This is a genomic window from Desertivirga brevis (assembly GCF_017355835.1).
On the sequence record NZ_JAFEWF010000009.1, the window covers coordinates 82909 to 100592 of the forward strand.

General features: G+C 43.0%; 13 protein-coding genes and 1 tRNA gene. 13 read left to right on the forward strand and 1 reads right to left on the reverse strand.

The features are described from left to right. Window positions 1-118 precede the first annotated feature (118 nt). From J4N25_RS19935 to J4N25_RS19985, 11 genes are all read left to right on the forward strand, one after another. A complete protein-coding gene (locus J4N25_RS19935) occupies window positions 119-766 on the forward strand; it encodes a hypothetical protein (protein WP_207423565.1) in 648 nt (215 codons plus the stop codon). 201 nt (window positions 767-967) lie between these two features. Beyond that, window positions 968-1039 (forward strand) — tRNA-Arg (locus J4N25_RS19940). Between the two features lie 355 nt (window positions 1040-1394). Then, window positions 1395-2903 carry a ThuA domain-containing protein gene (locus tag J4N25_RS19945; RefSeq protein WP_207423566.1) on the forward strand — a complete coding sequence of 503 codons (1509 nt, stop codon included), beginning with the start codon at window positions 1395-1397 and terminating at the stop codon, window positions 2901-2903. A gap of 120 nt (window positions 2904-3023) precedes the next feature. After that, a complete protein-coding gene (locus J4N25_RS19950) occupies window positions 3024-4112 on the forward strand; it encodes a glycoside hydrolase family 5 protein (protein ID WP_207423567.1) in 1089 nt (362 codons plus the stop codon). A 283-nt stretch (window positions 4113-4395) separates the two neighbouring features. Next, entirely contained in the window at window positions 4396-5262 is an 867-nt protein-coding gene (locus tag J4N25_RS19955) for a sugar phosphate isomerase/epimerase family protein (RefSeq protein WP_207423568.1), read from the forward strand. Then, window positions 5255-6433 (forward strand): Gfo/Idh/MocA family protein, encoded by a 1179-nt coding sequence (locus tag J4N25_RS19960; protein WP_207423569.1) that lies wholly within the window; start codon window positions 5255-5257, stop codon window positions 6431-6433. The genes J4N25_RS19955 and J4N25_RS19960 overlap by 8 nt, the downstream gene beginning before the upstream one ends. Further along, on the forward strand, window positions 6423-7313 hold the full coding sequence (locus J4N25_RS19965; protein ID WP_207423570.1) for a phytanoyl-CoA dioxygenase family protein: 891 nt from the start codon (window positions 6423-6425) through the stop codon (window positions 7311-7313). The genes J4N25_RS19960 and J4N25_RS19965 overlap by 11 nt, the downstream gene beginning before the upstream one ends. 152 nt (window positions 7314-7465) lie before the next feature. Next, on the forward strand, window positions 7466-8758 hold the full coding sequence (locus J4N25_RS19970; protein ID WP_207423571.1) for an MFS transporter: 1293 nt from the start codon (window positions 7466-7468) through the stop codon (window positions 8756-8758). 145 nt (window positions 8759-8903) lie between these two features. After that, window positions 8904-11036 (forward strand): outer membrane protein assembly factor BamB family protein, encoded by a 2133-nt coding sequence (locus J4N25_RS19975; RefSeq protein WP_207423572.1) that lies wholly within the window; start codon window positions 8904-8906, stop codon window positions 11034-11036. Between the two features lie 26 nt (window positions 11037-11062). Continuing rightward, window positions 11063-11974, forward strand: a complete 912-nt coding sequence (locus J4N25_RS19980; RefSeq protein ID WP_207423573.1) for a sugar phosphate isomerase/epimerase family protein — start codon at window positions 11063-11065, stop codon at window positions 11972-11974. 91 nt (window positions 11975-12065) lie between these two features. Next, window positions 12066-13391: a DUF3863 domain-containing protein gene (locus J4N25_RS19985; protein ID WP_207423574.1), complete on the forward strand. Its 1326-nt coding sequence runs from the start codon at window positions 12066-12068 to the stop codon at window positions 13389-13391. Window positions 13392-13400: 9 nt separating this feature from the next. Here J4N25_RS19985 and J4N25_RS19990 read toward each other — a convergent pair whose 3' ends face one another. Continuing rightward, the gene (locus J4N25_RS19990; protein WP_207423575.1) at window positions 13401-14804 is read right to left on the reverse strand and encodes a glycoside hydrolase family 140 protein; all 1404 of its coding nucleotides are present in this window, start codon (window positions 14802-14804) and stop codon (window positions 13401-13403) included. A 197-nt stretch (window positions 14805-15001) separates the two neighbouring features. Here J4N25_RS19990 and J4N25_RS19995 point away from each other — a divergent pair, with 197 nt between their 5' ends. Both J4N25_RS19995 and dctA read left to right on the forward strand, forming a co-directional pair. Beyond that, entirely contained in the window at window positions 15002-16018 is a 1017-nt protein-coding gene (locus J4N25_RS19995; RefSeq protein WP_207423576.1) for a glycoside hydrolase family 5 protein, read from the forward strand. 34 nt (window positions 16019-16052) lie between these two features. Then, a complete protein-coding gene (gene dctA / locus J4N25_RS20000) occupies window positions 16053-17378 on the forward strand; it encodes a C4-dicarboxylate transporter DctA (protein WP_207423577.1) in 1326 nt (441 codons plus the stop codon). Window positions 17379-17684: the final 306 nt, after the last annotated feature.

Sequence of the window (17684 nt, forward strand, 5' to 3'; positions counted from 1 at the left end):
CTGTTTTCGCAAGCCTATTCTGAAGTTAAAGCTTATGGTTGGGGAAAAGTAAGGCTCCCCTTATTTTAATAGTAAAATGTATTATACTATTTTACGATCTAACAAGCGGAAAATAAATATGGGAAGGCTGATTTTAGCTTTATTTTTTATGATACTCTTTACCTCATGCGCCCTCAAAAAAAAGAGCGCTACGGACATTGAATTTAGGATAGTTGATAGGACTATTAAAGAAGATTTGCCTGTAACTTTAAAAATTAGTAATAAAACACGTACTAATTATTATTTTCCTGTAATAACTTCACTCAATAGTGAGAAATGGAGATATATGTTATCTGCAGACGAAAATCGTTTTTTTTTCTTACATCCAATTTGTTTCGACTTTAAGGAGAATGAAAGGTATTGGAGTTCGGATAACTGTTTTGCCGAACATAAGGTAGATTCGGAACTAGTGCTGCTCAATCAACTATGGGAAGAGAAGAAACAAAAGATAGAACCGAAGGATCTGATCTTAATAAAATCCGGTCAGAGTGTTAATATTAGTGTTCCGATATCCGCGGCTTTAAAAATCACAGAAAATTGTTCCTGGGAATTACAAAAGGATAGAGGAGAGAAATGCCTCAAACTAGCGATAAATTACTTTGCTAAGAATGAGGAAGTAGTTAACAAATTCCTAAATATGGAAGTTATAGAAGCACTGAAAAAAATGGGATTTGAATTGTACAGTAAGGAAATTAATTCTAATAGAAGACGATTATTATTAAAGTAGATTTAACGAATCTTATGTTGACCGTTATTTATCGGCTACGGACAACTAAGCAATTGAACTGAGGATTTGATAATGAAATGGCAAAACCGCTTCGCCATTCTGATCCTGATGCTCCTGCAGGGCAAGAGTAGTTTCAGTGTTCGTCTTAATTCTAAATCATTTATTTTTTTTAATAACTCATAATCCTATCTTTGCCCTGCCGCATCCGTAGTTCAATGGATAGAATGTGAGATTCCGGTTCTCATGATATAGGTTCGATTCCTATCGGGTGCACAAAGAAGGTCTTCTTAAATTAAGAAGGCCTTTTTCTTTTTTAAATTTACAACACTTATGAGTTTAAACCAGGCTGCCTAGTAAGGAAGAACAATAACGCCCCTCTAACCTCAAAGCTCTTATTACCGCAAACATTCCAGAAATACTTGCTCGGAAATTAAGGCTTCAGAAATGCTCGAGCACAAGCAATCAGTCTGCAAGTTATTGGATTTAAAAAGATAAATTGGCAAGTCCTTGCTAAAAAAGTATTAGTTTATGATATACTTATTTAGGTAATTAGGGGAGCATGTTTAGATTTTTGAGTAATATCCCTAAGATCGAATCGCGTCGGATCGTGCCATTGCTTTTTTTGATAATGGCAGCTGTTCTGATTACCAGTTTTAAAGCAAGCTTGGCTTCTTATCCTCAAAAGGGAAAGAAAAAAGTTGTTTTAATTGCCGGAGAAAAATCTCATCCCGCCGGCACCCACGAATACATCAAAACAGTGCGACTCATTAAAACAATGCTTGATAATTCCAATGTATCTGGAGAAGTAAAAACTGAAGTGCATCTGCATGGATGGCCTTCCAATGAAAATACCTTAAATGATGCTGATCTTATCCTATTTGTCTCCGATGGTAATGACGGCTATAATTTCGGCGATGTTCCCTTCATGACTCCCTCCAGGATGGAGGTGATGGAAAAGCAAATGAAAAGGGGCTGTAGTTTATCTCTTATTCATTTTTCCACTTTTGCTACCTATAATCACGGGCAATCCATCTTGAAATGGGCCGGAGGATATTTCGACTGGCAGGATTCGAAAGGCAACAGGCACAATTACTCGTCATTAAAGGAAATGGAAGCAGAGCTTAAACCTGCCAATACAGTCCACCCGATCTTAAATGGCATTAAGCCTTTCCAGCTTAAAGAGGAGTTTTATTATAACATGCGCTTCCTGGAAAGCAAAGAAGGACTCACTCCATTATTGGAAGCGCCAGCTCTAAAAGGAAATCCGGGTACAGGAAATATAGTGTCATGGGCCTTGCAAAGACCAGATGGCGGCAGAGCTTTCAGCTCGACCATGAATCATTACTATTCCAATTGGGGAAATAAGGACTACCGGAAATTCATGCTAAATGGAATTGCCTGGGCAGCCGGAATTGACATTCCGGAAAATGGGGTAGAGGCAAGGTATTATAGAGACGCAGAGGTAACCAGCCATATTTATAAAAGGTATGTAAAGGCACTGCTGATCACGACAGGCCATAGTCAAGCATGGGCCGCCAATACTATTCCCTTACAGGATGCAATAGATGGGGATAAAAGGATAATGGTTGACGTTACAAGCAATATTAATGATATCTGGCAGTATGATCTTAATGACTATAAGCTTCTTATCCTCAACAGGAAGGATACTGTTGGTATAAATAGATACTCAGAAGAGGTGCTCGAAGGATATCTAAAGAATGGGGGATCAATGTTAGCCCTCACCTTCAAATATCATGATGCCGGTCGTAAATCAACTATTGCTACTGCCGGCTGGGCAGAATATGCTTCAATCTTCCGGCGGGAGCTGGTTGGAGACAATGATAATACACAACCGACTTCTATGCGGGTAACAGCTGTAAATCCTCAATACCCTACAAAAGGTATAAAGGTAGAGGTTCCTGTAACATTCAGACTGGAAGGAGAACGTGAGATCGATACACTACTCCTAGCCAGGGATAGGGCTTCCGGAATAAGTATGCCCCTTGTTTGGACATATACTTACGGCCGCGGCCGTATTTTTCAAAGCTCAATAGGATCCAATCCCGCTGATTTTAAGCAAAAAAATGTTTCCCGCTTATTCCGCAAAATGGCCTCTGAAATCATCGTCAAAGAGTAACTTATTCTTTTACCTGTTTTTTTAACTTTCCAGGGGATAAAATAGTATCGTGAAAAATCAATTAAGTACTGTTGATTCTTCACGTATTTCTATTCTTTTGAAGATCAAAAATCGCCAAATATGATAAACCAAATTCGAAAGCTGATTTCGCTAGTATTATTATTTCTTGTGATAGACGCCACTGCCCAACCGGGACTGCAAAGTAACGCGGTGAAGAAGGACTGGTGGCATATCGATGTACTCCAGCCTTATAAATTACCACAGGGTGTTAAAAAGATGAGCTTTATCAAAGTAAAGGGAAATACTTTCGTTGATGAAAGCGGAAAAGTTATTGTGTTTAAAGGCCTATCCATCTCTGATCCTGACAAGCTCGTAAAAGACGGACGCTGGAACAGAAAGCATTTTGAAGTGATCAAAAGCTGGGGTGCAAATGTTATCCGTATCCCCGTTCATCCCGTTGCCTTCCATCAACGCGGTGTGGTGGAATATATGAAGCTGCTTGACGAAGCGGTTAACTGGTGCTCAGAATTAGGTATTTATGTTATTATCGACTGGCATGCCATCGGTAATCTACCCATGGAGATCCTTTCGCAGGATATGCATAATACTACCAAAAAGGAAACCTTCAACTTCTGGAGGATGATAGCAGAGCATTATAAAGATATTCCTACTGTTGCCTTTTATGAGTTATTTAATGAACCCACTACCTATGAAGGGCAATATGGAACAGCTAGCTGGGAAGAATGGAAACAATTGATGGAGAAGCTTATCGACCTTGTTTATGTTTATAATAAAAATGTAGTTCCCCTTGTGGCCGGATTCAACTGGGCCTATGATCTTACTCCAGTCAGGGAAAATCCAATAGCCCGTGAAGGTATTGCCTACGTTACCCATCCATATCCAGGAAAGAGGTCAATTCCCCGCGAGCCAAAGTGGGAGCTTGATTTTGGATTTGTTGCTGATAAATATCCGGTTGTGGCAACAGAACTGGGTTTTATGAAAGGAGATGAAGATCTTAATCTGAAAGACGATGGAGTTTACGGTCGTTCTATTGTAAACTACTTTAACAAAAAAGGGATTTCATGGGTGGTATGGGTTTTCGATCCCGACTGGATCCCTCAGATGATCGAAAACTGGAACTACGAGCCGACAGGTCAGGGTAAGTTTTTCCGGGATGTATTCCAGGGCAAATACAAGTACGATAAGTAAAGTTTTTAAGTGTATGCATTTAAGCCGCAGGTTCGCCTCTGCGGCTTTTTTTTATGATATACCCTTCTGTTACGCAGGAAAAGAGGTTGGAATTTAAATAGTTATGGCTAAAAAAGTATTGGTTAAATGAGGCTAATACACTGAAATTTACAAGAGTAAACCTGATGACCCCTGGTGACAAAAAATGAGAAATATGGCCATCGGTTTAATACTTACTAAAGATTGGCTTGCGAGCTGGTAAGCCTCAATCTGCCTCTTAACCAATAAAACTTATTAAGCCATTATGAAAGTAGGAATTGACAGCTACTGTTTTCATCGACTCTTCGGTGAAGTGTACCCCGGTCAGAAGAAGCCGGAAAAGGAACTTTCTTTTGAAGATTTCTTATTAAAAGCTGACGAATTAAATATCGAGGGTGTATCTCTCGAATCGTGTTTCATCCCCCGTTTCGATAAAGATTACCTGGCGGGCATTAAGCAGCATTTGGACCTGTCAGGGATGGACAGGGTGTATGCCTGGGGGCATCCCGACGGTCTGGAAGGCGGCAGGAATGAACGGGCCTTTGAAGAGATGGTGCAGCACATTGAATATGCAGACCAGATAGGAGCAAAGGTAATGCGGGTAGTAGGCAGCAGCTTACAATTCCGCTTCGAGGATCATCAGCCACAGCTGGAAAAGCTCAGCAAGATGTTTTCAGAAGCTACCAAAGTAGCAGAGAAGTACGACATCAAACTTGCTGTAGAAAATCATATCGACTACAATTCTGACGAGATCCTCCAACTGGTCACCAATGTGAACTCTTCCCATTTCGGCGTGAATTTCGATAGCGGCAATTTCCTGCGCGTCCTTGATGATCCTATTCAGGCAATGGAAAAACTGGCACCATACGTTTTTGCTACGCATATAAAGGACCTACGGCCGGTAAAAGGGGTACCTGTTAATGAATGGTATTTCTTCTCCTGCGTTCCAACTGGCGACGGACTGATCGATAATGCCCGTCTTGCTCAGATCCTTAAGCGGCATAGTTACGAAGGCTTTTTGGCCGTGGAGATCGATTTTCTCCATCCTGAGTACAGTAATCAGGAGGAGCTGGTAGTTAAACGCAGCCTTGAAGTTTTGTGGGGAATCGCTGACAGATTAACCTATGCATAAGAACTTGAACATAGGCATTGTCGGCTATAAGTTTATGGGCAGGGCTCATAGCAATGCATGGATTAAAGCTCCCCTTTTTTTTGATGTTCCGGCTCGTCCTGTTCTCAAGGCGGCCTGCGGAAGGCATAAGGAATCATTACAGGAATTTGCCGATAAGTGGGGCTGGCAGGAAATTGAGACGGATTGGAGAAAAATGATCACGCGGCAGGATATCGATATCATCGACATCGCCTTGCCTCAGCATCTACATTATGAAATTGCCATTGCGGCAGCCCGGGAAGGTAAGCATATTTTCTGCGAGAAGCCCCTGGCAATGAACAGCAGGCAGGCAGAGGAGATGCTGCAGGTATGTGAAGATAATGGGGTAGTTCACTACCTCAATCATAATTACCGCCGGACGCCTGCTATTTCCCTCGCAAAAAGGATGATAGATGAAGGACGCCTCGGCAGGATCTTTCATTGGCGCTGCGCTTATCAGCAGGATTGGATCGTCGACCCTGAGTTCCCGCTTACCTGGCAATTACAGAAAGAAACAGCTCAGGCAGGACCGCAGTGGGACCTCAACTCTCATTGCGTTGATCTGGCTCGTTTCCTTGTAGGGGAAATTATTTCCGTTACCTCCATGCAAACCAATTTTATCAAAGAAAGGCCTTTGGCAGATGAATCTACCACAGGTAATCTTCAGGCAGAAAGCAAGGGAGATGAAATGGGGGAAGTTACAGTGGAAGATGCAGCATTGATGCTGGTTCAATTTGAAAATGGAGCGATAGGATCTTTCGAAGCTACAAGGTTCGCCACCGGAAGAAAAAATAAACTATCCTTTGAAATATACGGAAGTAAGGGCAGTATCACTTTCGATCTGGAGAAGATGAATGAACTGCAGTACTTTTCCAACCAGGATACGGACGACTTGAAAGGCTTTCGCACCATTCTCGCTACCGAACCTACTCATCCCTATATAAAGAGCTGGTGGCCTCCCGGACACATTATCGGGTATGAGCATTCTTTTATCCATGCTGCTGTAGATTTCCTTTATGCGGTAGATGGAAAAGGTACGATCAGTCCCAACTTTCACGACGGACTAAAAACAATCGAAATACTGGAAGCAGGGGTAGCTTCCGCACAATCAAAGCAACAAATAACATTTAACGAAGAATATTATGGAATCTAACAAAGAGAAGTTCCTGAGGGACGGCTATGTAATTATTGATGTCCTCACTCAGCAGGAGATCAACGAGTTCAGAGAGATAATGGACGAATTGATCAGTCCGAAGATTAAAGCCGAGAGCACCGAAAAGCGCAGCTCATCTTTCCAGCATTTAGGAGATGATCTGTCTGATTTTGGAAAGGAAGCACGGCAGTATTATTTCCACTTGTTAACCAAACCCGGAACAGAGCCTATTCTGCATGCTTTTCATCACCCGGTGATCTTACAGGCCGTAGAAGAACTGATCGGTCCTAATCTGATCGTTAACAATGCCTCTATCCTAGCGGCAAATGTAGGTACCGAGTATTCTTTGGGCTGGCATAGGGACGTGATCCAGATCCCTCAGGATGAAATTGAGGACTGGCTTTTCTCTCCGGAACGTTTTCATAATAGTGTGCAGATAAACCTTCCTCTGGTTGAAGAAAACTCACTTTGGATTGTTCCTGGTAGCCATAACCGCCCTAATACCGAAGCAGAAAATGCAGCCTTTGGAGGTTCTAAGCATTATGCACCGGTTGGAGTTGAAATGCCTGGGGGTGTTCCTGTGAAATTGAAAGCAGGACAGGCAGTATTATACAACAATAACCTGATTCATCGCGGTTTTACTGAAAAAATGAAAGTGCCGCGTCGTACCCTTCACATGGGCTACCATAGCGCCGCATATCCTCCAACATGGCATTTCTATCTGCTTAATTCAGAACTGCTAACTCCTGAATATCTTGAGCGTTTAAGTCCGACCATGAGAAGAATGATGGAAGAATACCTTGAATGCCGCAGGCAATATCCCGACATGGCTGAAACATGGAAAAGGGAATACAATTTCCCGGAGGAATTTACAGTATAAAATTCTTTCTATGTAAACAGAGCTTCCTGTAATCGCTTCACGAAACGCCCTACTTCTGTTGCGATTACAGGATATTACATTTCCGGTGCTGATTACTTTCAGCGCCATTTTCCTTTCTTTCTTCAAACTAACCATCTCTACTCTAAATCAAAATGAAAGAAATAAACAAGAAAAGACTTTTTGCAGCCAGCAGTATGGCTTTAGTTGTCACAGCCCTTACTTTTGCTATCCGGGCAAATCTATTAGGTACCCTTGCAGCAGAATTCGGTCTTAGTCCCAAAGAAATAGGAGAAATTTCTTCCGCTGCATTTTGGGGATTCACCATTGCTATGTTTGTAGGGGGCCCAATTTGCGATAAAATAGGAATGGGAAGAATGTTTGCTATTGCATTCTTTAGTCACCTTGCCGGTATCGTCCTGACCATCTATTCAACAAATTATTTTACCCTTTTCTCATCCACCTTGCTTGTTGGTATTGGAAACGGCTTTGTAGAATCAGCAAGTTATGCCATGGTCAGCAGCATGTACACTCAGGAAAAAACAAAGAAGATCAACGACTGGCATATTTGGTTTCCTGGTGGCATTGTAATCGGAGGAGTAATAGCCTACCTCTTAACCCTGATCGATGCAGGATGGAAGATCCAAATGTTAGTAATGGTCATGCCAACACTGATCTATGGCGCAATGTTCTTCGGGCAGAAATTCCCTGTATCAGAGCGGGTTAGCAAGGGTGTTTCTGATAGGGAAATGATAAGGGAATGTTTTAGTCCTCTTTTTATTTTTATGATAGGTTGCATGCTTCTCACTGCAGCTACAGAATTGGGCACCAACCAATGGATCGCTGAATTACTGTCAACCGTAGGAGTTCCCTCCATACTTCTATTGGTGTTCATCAATGGAATTATGACTATCGGTAGGGCTAACGCAGGGTTTATTTTAAACAGGGTGTCAACCACGGGATTACTCCTGTTCTCTGCAATATTCTCATCTGCCGGACTGATCTGGTTGAGCTATGCCCAGGGTTATATGGCTTTTGCTGCCGCGGGGATCTTTGCAATGGGAGTATGCTTTTTTTGGCCAACAATGATCGGTTTTGTATCAGAACGATTGCCGAAAACAGGTCCTTTAGGGATGTCTTTGATGGGAGGTGTGGGATTACTATCAACATCTGTTGTCCTGCCGCTTTTTGGAATAGTATATGAACAGGAAATAGCCAGGGCAGGTGCGGGGCAGCTAGACCTGGAAAGTCTAAAAAATGCAGCTCAGGGAACAGAACTAGCCATTAAGTGGGCTGAAATAAAATTGATAGCAGGAGCTGGAACCTTGCGGTATGTTGCCATTTTACCAGCAATTCTGGTGGCTGCATTCGCATTTCTTTACTTCAAGCTACGAGGAAAAGCTTCAGCCAAAGTATTATCCGAAGATGTAAGTCTCGCATTAGAGTAAGTAAAAAGATTGTTTCCTACAATTCTTGGCTAAAAAAGTATTGCCGAAGGGTTAAAAAGAAAGCTAGTTTTGAATACTGACCATCGAATGAACGCAAAGGATGAATAGTAATCCTCCTTGCGATAAACCGGCAGAAATAGCTTTTATGAGAATTTGTTCTAATCCTGATCTTCAAAACCGGCGCAGGTTTTCCAGCATTATTGCAGCTGGGCTTATTTTCACGGCCATAAGTGCTTGTGTAAAGGGAAGGCTTTATGATAAGACGATAGATTGGGATCATGCAGGAGGAAATGCCGGTCAGACCAAGTATTCAGAACTCGATGAAATCAATACTGGTAACGTTAAAAATCTAAAGGTGGCCTGGGTGTATAACTCGGGCAATATGGCTGGTAACGTACAATGCAATCCACTGATCATAGGAGGAACAATGTACGTTACAACACCGGCCCATGAAGTGGTAGCACTTGATGCCACTACTGGAAAAGAATTATGGAAGTTCAATCCCTCACGTGAAGGAGAGAGTCTTGGAGGCATAAATCGCGGTTTGGGCTATTGGAAATCCGGTGGGCGCGGAAGCATCCTCTTTACCGCAAACAACTACCTGTATCAGATCGATATGTACACCGGAGAACCCGTGGAGTCATTTGGCTACAATGGCAGGATCGACTTAAATGAAGACCTTGTGAGGCCCGAATCAGAAATGGCAATTACTTCGCCGGGCTCGCCTACCGTATTTGGAAACCTGGTTATTACCGGAGCATTAAGCTGGGGGGCGCCCTCTAACGTCAGCGCTTTCGATATTAAAACCGGCAAAAGGGTATGGATCTTCAATACTATTCCGCGGCCGGATGAATTCGGTTATGATACCTGGGGTAACAAAGACTTTTGGAAGAAGGGAGCCGGAGTTAACTCCTGGTCGGGCATCACCCTAGATAAGGAAAACAAAATGGTTTTCTTCTGCACCGGTCAGCCAAAAGACGACTTTTACCGCTCGGATAATCAGGGTGCACAGCTCTATGGCAATTGCGTAGTGGCACTCGATGCAGAATCGGGGCAAAGGAAGTGGCACTATCAGGCTATCCATCATGATCTCTGGGATCTTGATCTGCCTGCAGCTCCCATCCTGGTGGAAGTAAAGCACCGGGGGAAGAAAGTAAAAGCGGTGATGCAGCTTACGAAAACAGGTAATACCCTGCTATTTGACAGGATCACGGGAGAGGTCTTGTCGAAGGTTGAAGAGGTACCTGTGCCGGCTTCAACATTACCCGGGGAGTATGCTTATCCTACACAACCCCGGGTAACCTGGCCGGAACCATTTGCAAGGCAAGTGGTAAAGGAAACCGAGCTGACCAATCGTACGCCTGAGGCCCGTGCTTACGCTCAGAAAGTATTTGCTTCGGCAGATGCGGGTTGGTTTATCCCACCCAGTAAAAAAGGCATACTCTATTACGGAATTCACGGAGGTGCCGAATGGGGAGGAGGCTCTTACGATGAGAAAGAAAATGTTCTGTATGTCAACTCCAATGAATTGGCCTGGTATATCCGGATGAAGGATATTAACGAGGTCCCTAGCGGTGAAACAGGCTCAAAATTAAGTCCCGGAAAGGCAGTGTTCCTTAAAATGGGATGCCCGAGCTGTCATGGTGCAAACAGGGAAGGTCAGGGAAGCATCCCCAACCTTACTAAAGTCGACCAGAAATATAAGCAGGAAGACTTAATGAAGATCGTAAAGAAGGGCAAAAATGCTATGCCTGCTTTTCCTCAGATCGAAGAGAAAGATCTGCTCGATCTCACTAACTTCCTTTTGAATAAAGAAAATGCCAATGCCGTTGTAGCTAAAAATAAGCCGGAGTACCGCTCGCTTGGATATGAGAAGTTTTTGGATCCCGAAGGATATCCTGCAACAGCTCCACCCTGGGGAACGCTTAATGCCCTCGATCTGAATACTGGCAAAATAAAATGGAAAGTGCCTTTGGGTGAATATGAAGAGTTGAAGAAGAAAGGGGTACCCACCACCGGGACGGAGAACTTCGGCGGTAGTATTGTAACAAAAGGAGGGCTGGTTTTTATTGCTGCAACACGCGACGAAAAATTCAGGGCCTTTGATAAGAGAACAGGTAAGATACTATGGGAAACAAAGCTTCCTTATGGAGGATATGCGACACCAGCCACCTATTCTGTAAACGGTAAGCAATATGTAGTGATTGCAGCAACAGGTGGTGGAAAGCTAGGCGGAAAAACAGGCGATGCTTATGTAGCCTTCGCCTTACCTTATTAATCAAATTAGAATAAATCAATCAAGAGATGTCAAGATATCAACTATACAAGTTCTTCTTCCTGCTTTTGGCAGCAGGGGTAATTACGGCTTGCAGCACCAGTAAAAGATCCTCATTCCGCCCGGCGAGTATCTATTCAAAAGATAACCTCATCGCCTGGTGTATCGTTCCTTTTGATGTGAAGGAAAGGAATGCGGAGCAAAGGGCGCAGATGCTTAACAAGCTCGGCATAACGATGGAGGCCTACGATTGGAGGGATAAGCATATACCTTTATTTGATGAAGAAATTCAAACCCTGCGGAAACATAACATAAAACTTCAGGCCTGGTGGCTCTATTCAGGTCCCGACCCTGAGAAAGAAGGGAACCTTAAGCTAATCCTCGATGCCTTGAAAAGGAATGATGCAAAGACTGAGATCTGGTTTATGGTAGGAGGCATTGATCTCACTAACATGAGCCAGGAAGAAAAGATAAAGGCAATAGCGAAACCTGTTAAATACATAGCAACGGAAGCTGCCAAAATAGGATGCAATGTAGCCCTATACAATCACGGTGGTTGGTATGGGGAACCGGAGAATCAGCTGGCTGTTATCGAGTACCTCAAAATGCCAAATATCGGAATCGTATATAACTTCCACCATGCAGAAGAGCAGGTTGAACGCTTTCCTGAATTCTTTCCAAAGATCAAGCCCTATCTCTATGCCGTTAACCTGATGGGACTGAAAGGAACCCGTCCTGCCAAAGTACTTACCGTGGGTGAAGGTGATCAGGAAGCTAAGATGATGAAACTGGTAAAAGATAGTGGATACAAAGGCCCGATCGGCATTATTAACGAAGAAACCCATCCGGATGCAGAAGTGGGCTTAAAGATGAATATGGATGGTGTAGCAAAAGTAGCAGAAGCTATAGGCGACAAGGAAGCAGCGAAAAGCTACAAATAGTATTAGCAATTGGTTTATTGGTCTATATAATTGGTATAGTCAGGGCCTTCTCCCATAGAAGGCTCATTTTTTACATTCAACATTCCTAACCATGAAAAATAATCTTCTTTTATTACTCCTGTGCGTTCTTGTATTAACCAATAAAGCGCAGGCCCAATTCTCGATTGCAAACAACCGTTTTCTCACTTTCAATGCAATTATCAGGGTTAATCAGATTGAAGCCGGCCGCAACCTGAATATTGGAGAAGATGAGCGGGCACTGCATACGCCAGAACGGGTAAGAGCATTCCGGGATGCAATTGAAAAGGGATTTCCAGGTGCAAGGATCACATGGGCTCTCAGCTGGTTGGCTTTACATGATACTACGGCAAACTATCGCGAAATAAGAAGGCAACTGGTAGATTATTACAAAAGGTTTGGCGATGAGATAACTTTTATCCCTGGCGCCTATTTTTCTAATGCATATAATACCAGGGAGCAGATCAATAAAGACCTTCATGAGGGGCTGGCAAGAGTGACAGAAATTGTGGGTAAAGGTTATCGTCCGAAATGTGTAGTGGCGGGTTTCCTCGCTGCTGCAAATTTGAAGTACCTGGCAGAGAAGGAAGATATACATGTTTGCCAGGGAAACATCTGGAGCCAGTATTCTATTGACAATCAGGATGGAGAAGGCTCTGTTGTTTATCCCTATTACCCTTCTACCGAGCATTTTTGTAAACCTGCCCAGACCAAGGCTGATTTTATCGATTGTGTCAATTTCGACGGCTGGACCATGGATTTCCTGGCAGCCAGGAGGGAAGGATTTGCCGGGGGCTTCAACAGCCGGCTAGGAGTAGGTCCCATAGAAACCCTGGGAAAGTTCGGAGAAGAAACAGGTTTGAAAGAAATGATGCATACTACGGCAATCCATTTCGACGAGGGCTATAAATTGAACAAGTTCGCTTGGGTAACAGTAAACTGGGAAGTTTCTTTAGATATACCCGTAAGTGGTTTAACCGCCTGGGTACAACAGGTAAAGGCACGTTGGCCGGGGACCAAATTCATTACCATGGGTGATTTCGGCTTGCAATGGAGAAAGGAGCATAAAACGAACGATTTCAATTACAGGTTCGTGCAGAGAGGAAGCGGCATAGGTGGGTCTGACGCGAACATGGAAATAAAATGGTTTATGAATAAGAACTTCAGATTGGCCTTGCTGCGCGACTGGCAAAAGAAGGAAGACTTCAAAGTGATTGATTTTACAAGATACGACCTCCCAGTAAAGGAACCTCAAACCCTAACCCGCAACTGGAGCCTGCTGGGACAGATCAATCAGAAGCAAACCAGGCCGCAGGACAAACCCCTTAGCTTTTCTGAGCTGAGTGCTGAGGACAAACAGCTGATAGAGAAAAACTACCCGGGCTTGTTAACGAGGTAAATCCCCGTTTTATTTTTTCTCCAGCACCAGCAACCAGTCTTTCCCTTCTACAGAACTTGGAGGTGTAAACGTACCTCCAAGTTCTCCGATCCTGATCTTTGTCCCCCTTGAAGGATTAAACCACCATGCTTTTTGCCAGGTCCTCATTGTATCCTCCTTCAATGTTACCTGTTGTCCCAGGGCCAGATAGATCAAAGCGAAAGTATTATCTGATGCCCTTGCTGCGGCGATATACGTGCTGTCCTGTTGGAACCTAGAGGAAAGCAAGTCCTGATCAGGAACGAGTATCGAGAAGTCGTACTCAGAAAATACTTTCTTTAAATGCCTCATTTGTTCAGCGCCTGGCCTGCTTAAAGCCGCTTTCCAGTCCATTAATACTGGTATAATAGGGGTATCGCCCTTCCTGAACATTTGCCAGATGGAGTTATGTCCGTAGGTGTAACCACACGCTCCGGAAAGCAAATTCCAATAAGCATGCACACGTACATCATAATCAGTGAAGAACCCTTTTTTAAAATGCTCTTTCTTTAGCAGGAGGCCATCAGCATTGAGTATAGAATCGGGAACAGATTTTTCTTTTGTAAAGTCCATAAAGGCCCAAAATTCAACCGGTATGTCCTCATAAGCTGGTTCAGCATCTAAAGTAGGTTTTATTGGAGTCTTAATATAATCCGAACCCGCAAACCGGTAAACAGGCATAAAGCGATGTGCATGCCCGGATTGATAAACATTAAAATTCAGCCAGTCTTCGTTTTGAAACCATTTTGAAGACGACTGTTCTCCGGCTGGATGATAGGTTATCAACTGTTTTGAACCATTCCCGTTCTTTAAGGCCAGTCCCATTGCCTTCCAGATTGCAAATGCTTCCTGGTTCTGCACGTTACGGTCGCCGCCCAGCATCCAGATCACATTCTTCTGCTGGTATCTCCGGGCTAAAAAATTACCATAAACGGCAGCGTTTTTTGCATTGAATATTACGGGACCTTTTCCGGGTCTGTCATTCGGAACTTTATCTCCCCAGGTAGGTAATATCGCAAGGTATAGTCCAAGCCTTTCAGCTTTGCTAACTATATCATCAATAAGTTCAAAATAGCGAGTGTTAGGCTTCGTTGGGTCCAATCCTATGAAAGGAAGTTCCCCATAAGCATTTGCTGTCCTAAAGCCATCCGTTTCTGATAATATTACAGCTTGGATCACTGTAAAGCCTTGTTTCTTCCGTTTTTCAAGGTAGTAAAAAGCTTCTTTTTTGTTCAGCTTGTGAAAAAGTTCCCAGGCAGTGTCGCCAATCCATAAAAAAGGTTGGTTCTGCTTTGTCTCAAGGTATCTTCCATTATTGCTTACGCGTAACGACTGGGCAAAAACGACTATTTGTGTTACAAGGAGCCAACTAAGTATCAGGTATTCTTTTTTCATCTTTTAGCAATGGTTAGCTTAGCTAAAGTACTAAAGGTGCTATTTAATTAAATAAGCTTGCTCAAAACAGATAAGATTCGGATAAAAAAGTATTATACAAAGCACTTGGCAGTAGGTATTTTTGAATAACTAATCATCCGGATTCTATAGCTGGTATAGATCCGTTTACCTTTTAAATTACATACACACATTCTAAGATGAAAAGAATTGCTTGTTCTCTGCTGATCTTACTTTCCCTTGCCGTAACCAAGGCGCAGGTAAAATCACCCGCAAAACCATTTGGAGTAAACCTTGCCGGGGCTGATTTTGGTTCTAATATCCCAGGTGTATTCAATAAAGATTATACCTACCCAGGTGAAGCGGATCTGGACTACTTTCAAAAGAAGGGCTTGAAACTGATAAGGGTACCTTTTCTATGGGAGCGGTTACAGCCGGTTATGGGGGCCGACCTGGATAAGCAGGAGCTGGGAAGATTTATGGCTGTGGTGGATGCAGCAGCGAAAAAAGGATTACTGGTATTGCCAGATATGCACAACTATTGCCGCCGTAAGGTGGGTGACGATTGGAAGTTAATTGGAACTCCCGAAGTTCCAGTGGAAGCGGTGGCAGATGCCTGGGCTAAAATTGCTAAAGAGCTCAGAAGTAAAAGTAATATCTGGGGTTATGGACTTATGAACGAGCCGCACGACATGCCTGCCGCAGACTCCTGGTTTAAAATAGCTCAGGCAATTATTACTAAAGTAAGGGCTGTTGATCCTAAAACTGCAATTGTAGTTGGAGGAGACAGCTGGAGTTCTGCAGAGCGTTGGCCATCCTACAGTAGCAATCTGAAAAACCTGAACGACCCTGCCAATAACCTTATTTTCGAGGCGCATATCTATTTTGATGAAAATTCCTCAGGTGCTTATAAATTTCCTTATACTAAAGAAATGGCAACCGCAGAGACAGGCATTGTACGGGCTATGCCTTTTGTGGAGTGGTTAAAAAGTAATAAGCTTAGAGGATTTATAGGCGAATATGGAGTGCCTGATAATGACCCGAAATGGCTGGTGACCTTAGATAAACTACTAAACTATTTGCAAGAAAATGGTGTTAATGGTACCTATTGGGCAGCAGGACCATGGTGGGGAGATTATCATTTGGCAGTTCAACCACGCAATGGTGCAGATCGTCCCCAAATGCAGATATTAGGGAAATACTTACAGGCAAAGTAATAGTTTTGCCCTTCACCAATTACGATCTAAATTAATGAAAAGGTTATTCGGTAACTTAACCTTTCAGGTAATTATTGCAATTATCCTGGGAGTCATTGCGGGTGTTGTATCGCCAGAATTTGCGACTACGGCAAAATTGATCAGCGGAACATTCATTAAGCTGATCAATATGCTTATCGCTCCGATCGTTTTTCTAACTATTGTGTTGGGTATTGCCCGGATGGGTGATATGAAAAAAGTAGGGCGGGTAGGCGGCAAGGCTTTACTATATTTTGAAATAATTACTACAATCGCAATCGTGATTGGTCTTTTGGTTGCGAACATCCTGCAACCAGGAAAGGGAGTAAAACCTCTTGTTAGTCATGATGCGGCAGCAAAAGCCGGATCACTACCGAGCAATGAAATTAACTGGGCAGAGTTCCTCACCCACATTGTTCCTCAAAATATCTTCGAGGCCTTTGCAAAAGGCGACATTCTGCAGATACTCTTTTTTGCAATTCTTTTTGCCATCGGAATTAGCAGAATGGGGCAATCTGGCCAGTCCCTTTTGAATACCTTTGATAAAATATCCCACGCATTATTCAATGTAATGAAGATGGTCATGAAACTGGCCCCTCTGGGAGCATTTGGAGGTATGGCATATACTGTGGGAACATATGGCCTTCAAACCCTCCTTCCAATGGCCAAGATCATGGGATCGATCTACCTTACCTGCTTCCTTTTTATCTTCGTTGTACTAAATGGGGTTTGCAGGTACTATAAGATTAGTCTTCTAGCTTATCTTAAATACATTCGTCGCGAATTATTGATTGTATTTGGCACCTCCTCATCCGAGTCTGTTTTACCCAGCATGATGCAGCGAATGGAAAAGTTCGGTTGTTCGAAGTCGGTAGTTGGATTGGTTATCCCCACGGGTTATAGCTTTAATCTGGATGGTACTTCCATTTACCTGTCTATGGCATTCATCTTCCTGGCCCAAGTATTCAATATTGAATTGTCCCTGGGTCAGCAAATAACGGCAATAGGAATATTAATGGTCACTTCAAAAGGAGCAGCAGGGGTAACAGGAAGTGGTTTTATAGTACTTAGTTCTACACTTGCGGCTATGAAAATTATGCCGGTAGAGAACGTAGCAATACTCTTGGGAGTAGACCGCTTCATGTCTGAAGCCCGTGCCCTTACAAATTTGATAGGTAATGGTATCGCGACCATTGTGGTGGCAAAAAGCGAAGGGGAATTTGATGAAGCCCGTTACAGGGAAGCAATTCAGGCAGGACCGGCTGGCGAAGTAATAGCTGAGGATGAAGAACCAAACATCAAAATCCTTCCTGAATTGGTGGTTCCTCCAGCTAGCAAATAGGTAGTTCACGGGATATGAAGTTTATACCCATCATCCTTTTTCTTTGTTACTGATGATTAGAGGCCTGCAGGTTTGCTTATAAGCCCTCATTCATCACTGAAACTGTAGGAAAAGTTCTAAAGGAAGCTGAAGAATTCGTACTTTCTACAGTTGAACAGTAAATAATGGGGTAAAAATTGATCATAGATTTTACATGTTTTGCTCGCAACTTTTAAAAAATTAAAAGGCGACAAAAAAGAAAAGTATCAGTCTTTAATAAGCCATTTTTTATGGCTTTTTTTTGTGTTTTTATCCTTTAAGTGTCTA

Excerpts from the sequence above, each read along its gene's own strand:
- J4N25_RS19935 (WP_207423565.1), top strand. The coding sequence starts at position 119 with ATGGGAAGGCTGATTTTAGCTTTATTTTTTATGATACTCTTTACCTCA.
- J4N25_RS19945 (WP_207423566.1), top strand. The coding sequence starts at position 1,395 with ATGGCAGCTGTTCTGATTACCAGTTTTAAAGCAAGCTTGGCTTCTTAT.
- J4N25_RS19950 (WP_207423567.1), top strand. The coding sequence starts at position 3,024 with ATGATAAACCAAATTCGAAAGCTGATTTCGCTAGTATTATTATTTCTT.
- J4N25_RS19955 (WP_207423568.1), top strand. The coding sequence starts at position 4,396 with ATGAAAGTAGGAATTGACAGCTACTGTTTTCATCGACTCTTCGGTGAA.
- J4N25_RS19960 (WP_207423569.1), top strand. The coding sequence starts at position 5,255 with ATGCATAAGAACTTGAACATAGGCATTGTCGGCTATAAGTTTATGGGC.
- J4N25_RS19965 (WP_207423570.1), top strand. The coding sequence starts at position 6,423 with ATGGAATCTAACAAAGAGAAGTTCCTGAGGGACGGCTATGTAATTATT.
- J4N25_RS19970 (WP_207423571.1), top strand. The coding sequence starts at position 7,466 with ATGAAAGAAATAAACAAGAAAAGACTTTTTGCAGCCAGCAGTATGGCT.
- J4N25_RS19975 (WP_207423572.1), top strand. The coding sequence starts at position 8,904 with ATGAGAATTTGTTCTAATCCTGATCTTCAAAACCGGCGCAGGTTTTCC.
- J4N25_RS19980 (WP_207423573.1), top strand. The coding sequence starts at position 11,063 with ATGTCAAGATATCAACTATACAAGTTCTTCTTCCTGCTTTTGGCAGCA.
- J4N25_RS19985 (WP_207423574.1), top strand. The coding sequence starts at position 12,066 with ATGAAAAATAATCTTCTTTTATTACTCCTGTGCGTTCTTGTATTAACC.
- J4N25_RS19990 (WP_207423575.1), bottom strand. The coding sequence starts at position 14,804 with ATGAAAAAAGAATACCTGATACTTAGTTGGCTCCTTGTAACACAAATA.
- J4N25_RS19995 (WP_207423576.1), top strand. The coding sequence starts at position 15,002 with ATGAAAAGAATTGCTTGTTCTCTGCTGATCTTACTTTCCCTTGCCGTA.
- dctA (WP_207423577.1), top strand. The coding sequence starts at position 16,053 with ATGAAAAGGTTATTCGGTAACTTAACCTTTCAGGTAATTATTGCAATT.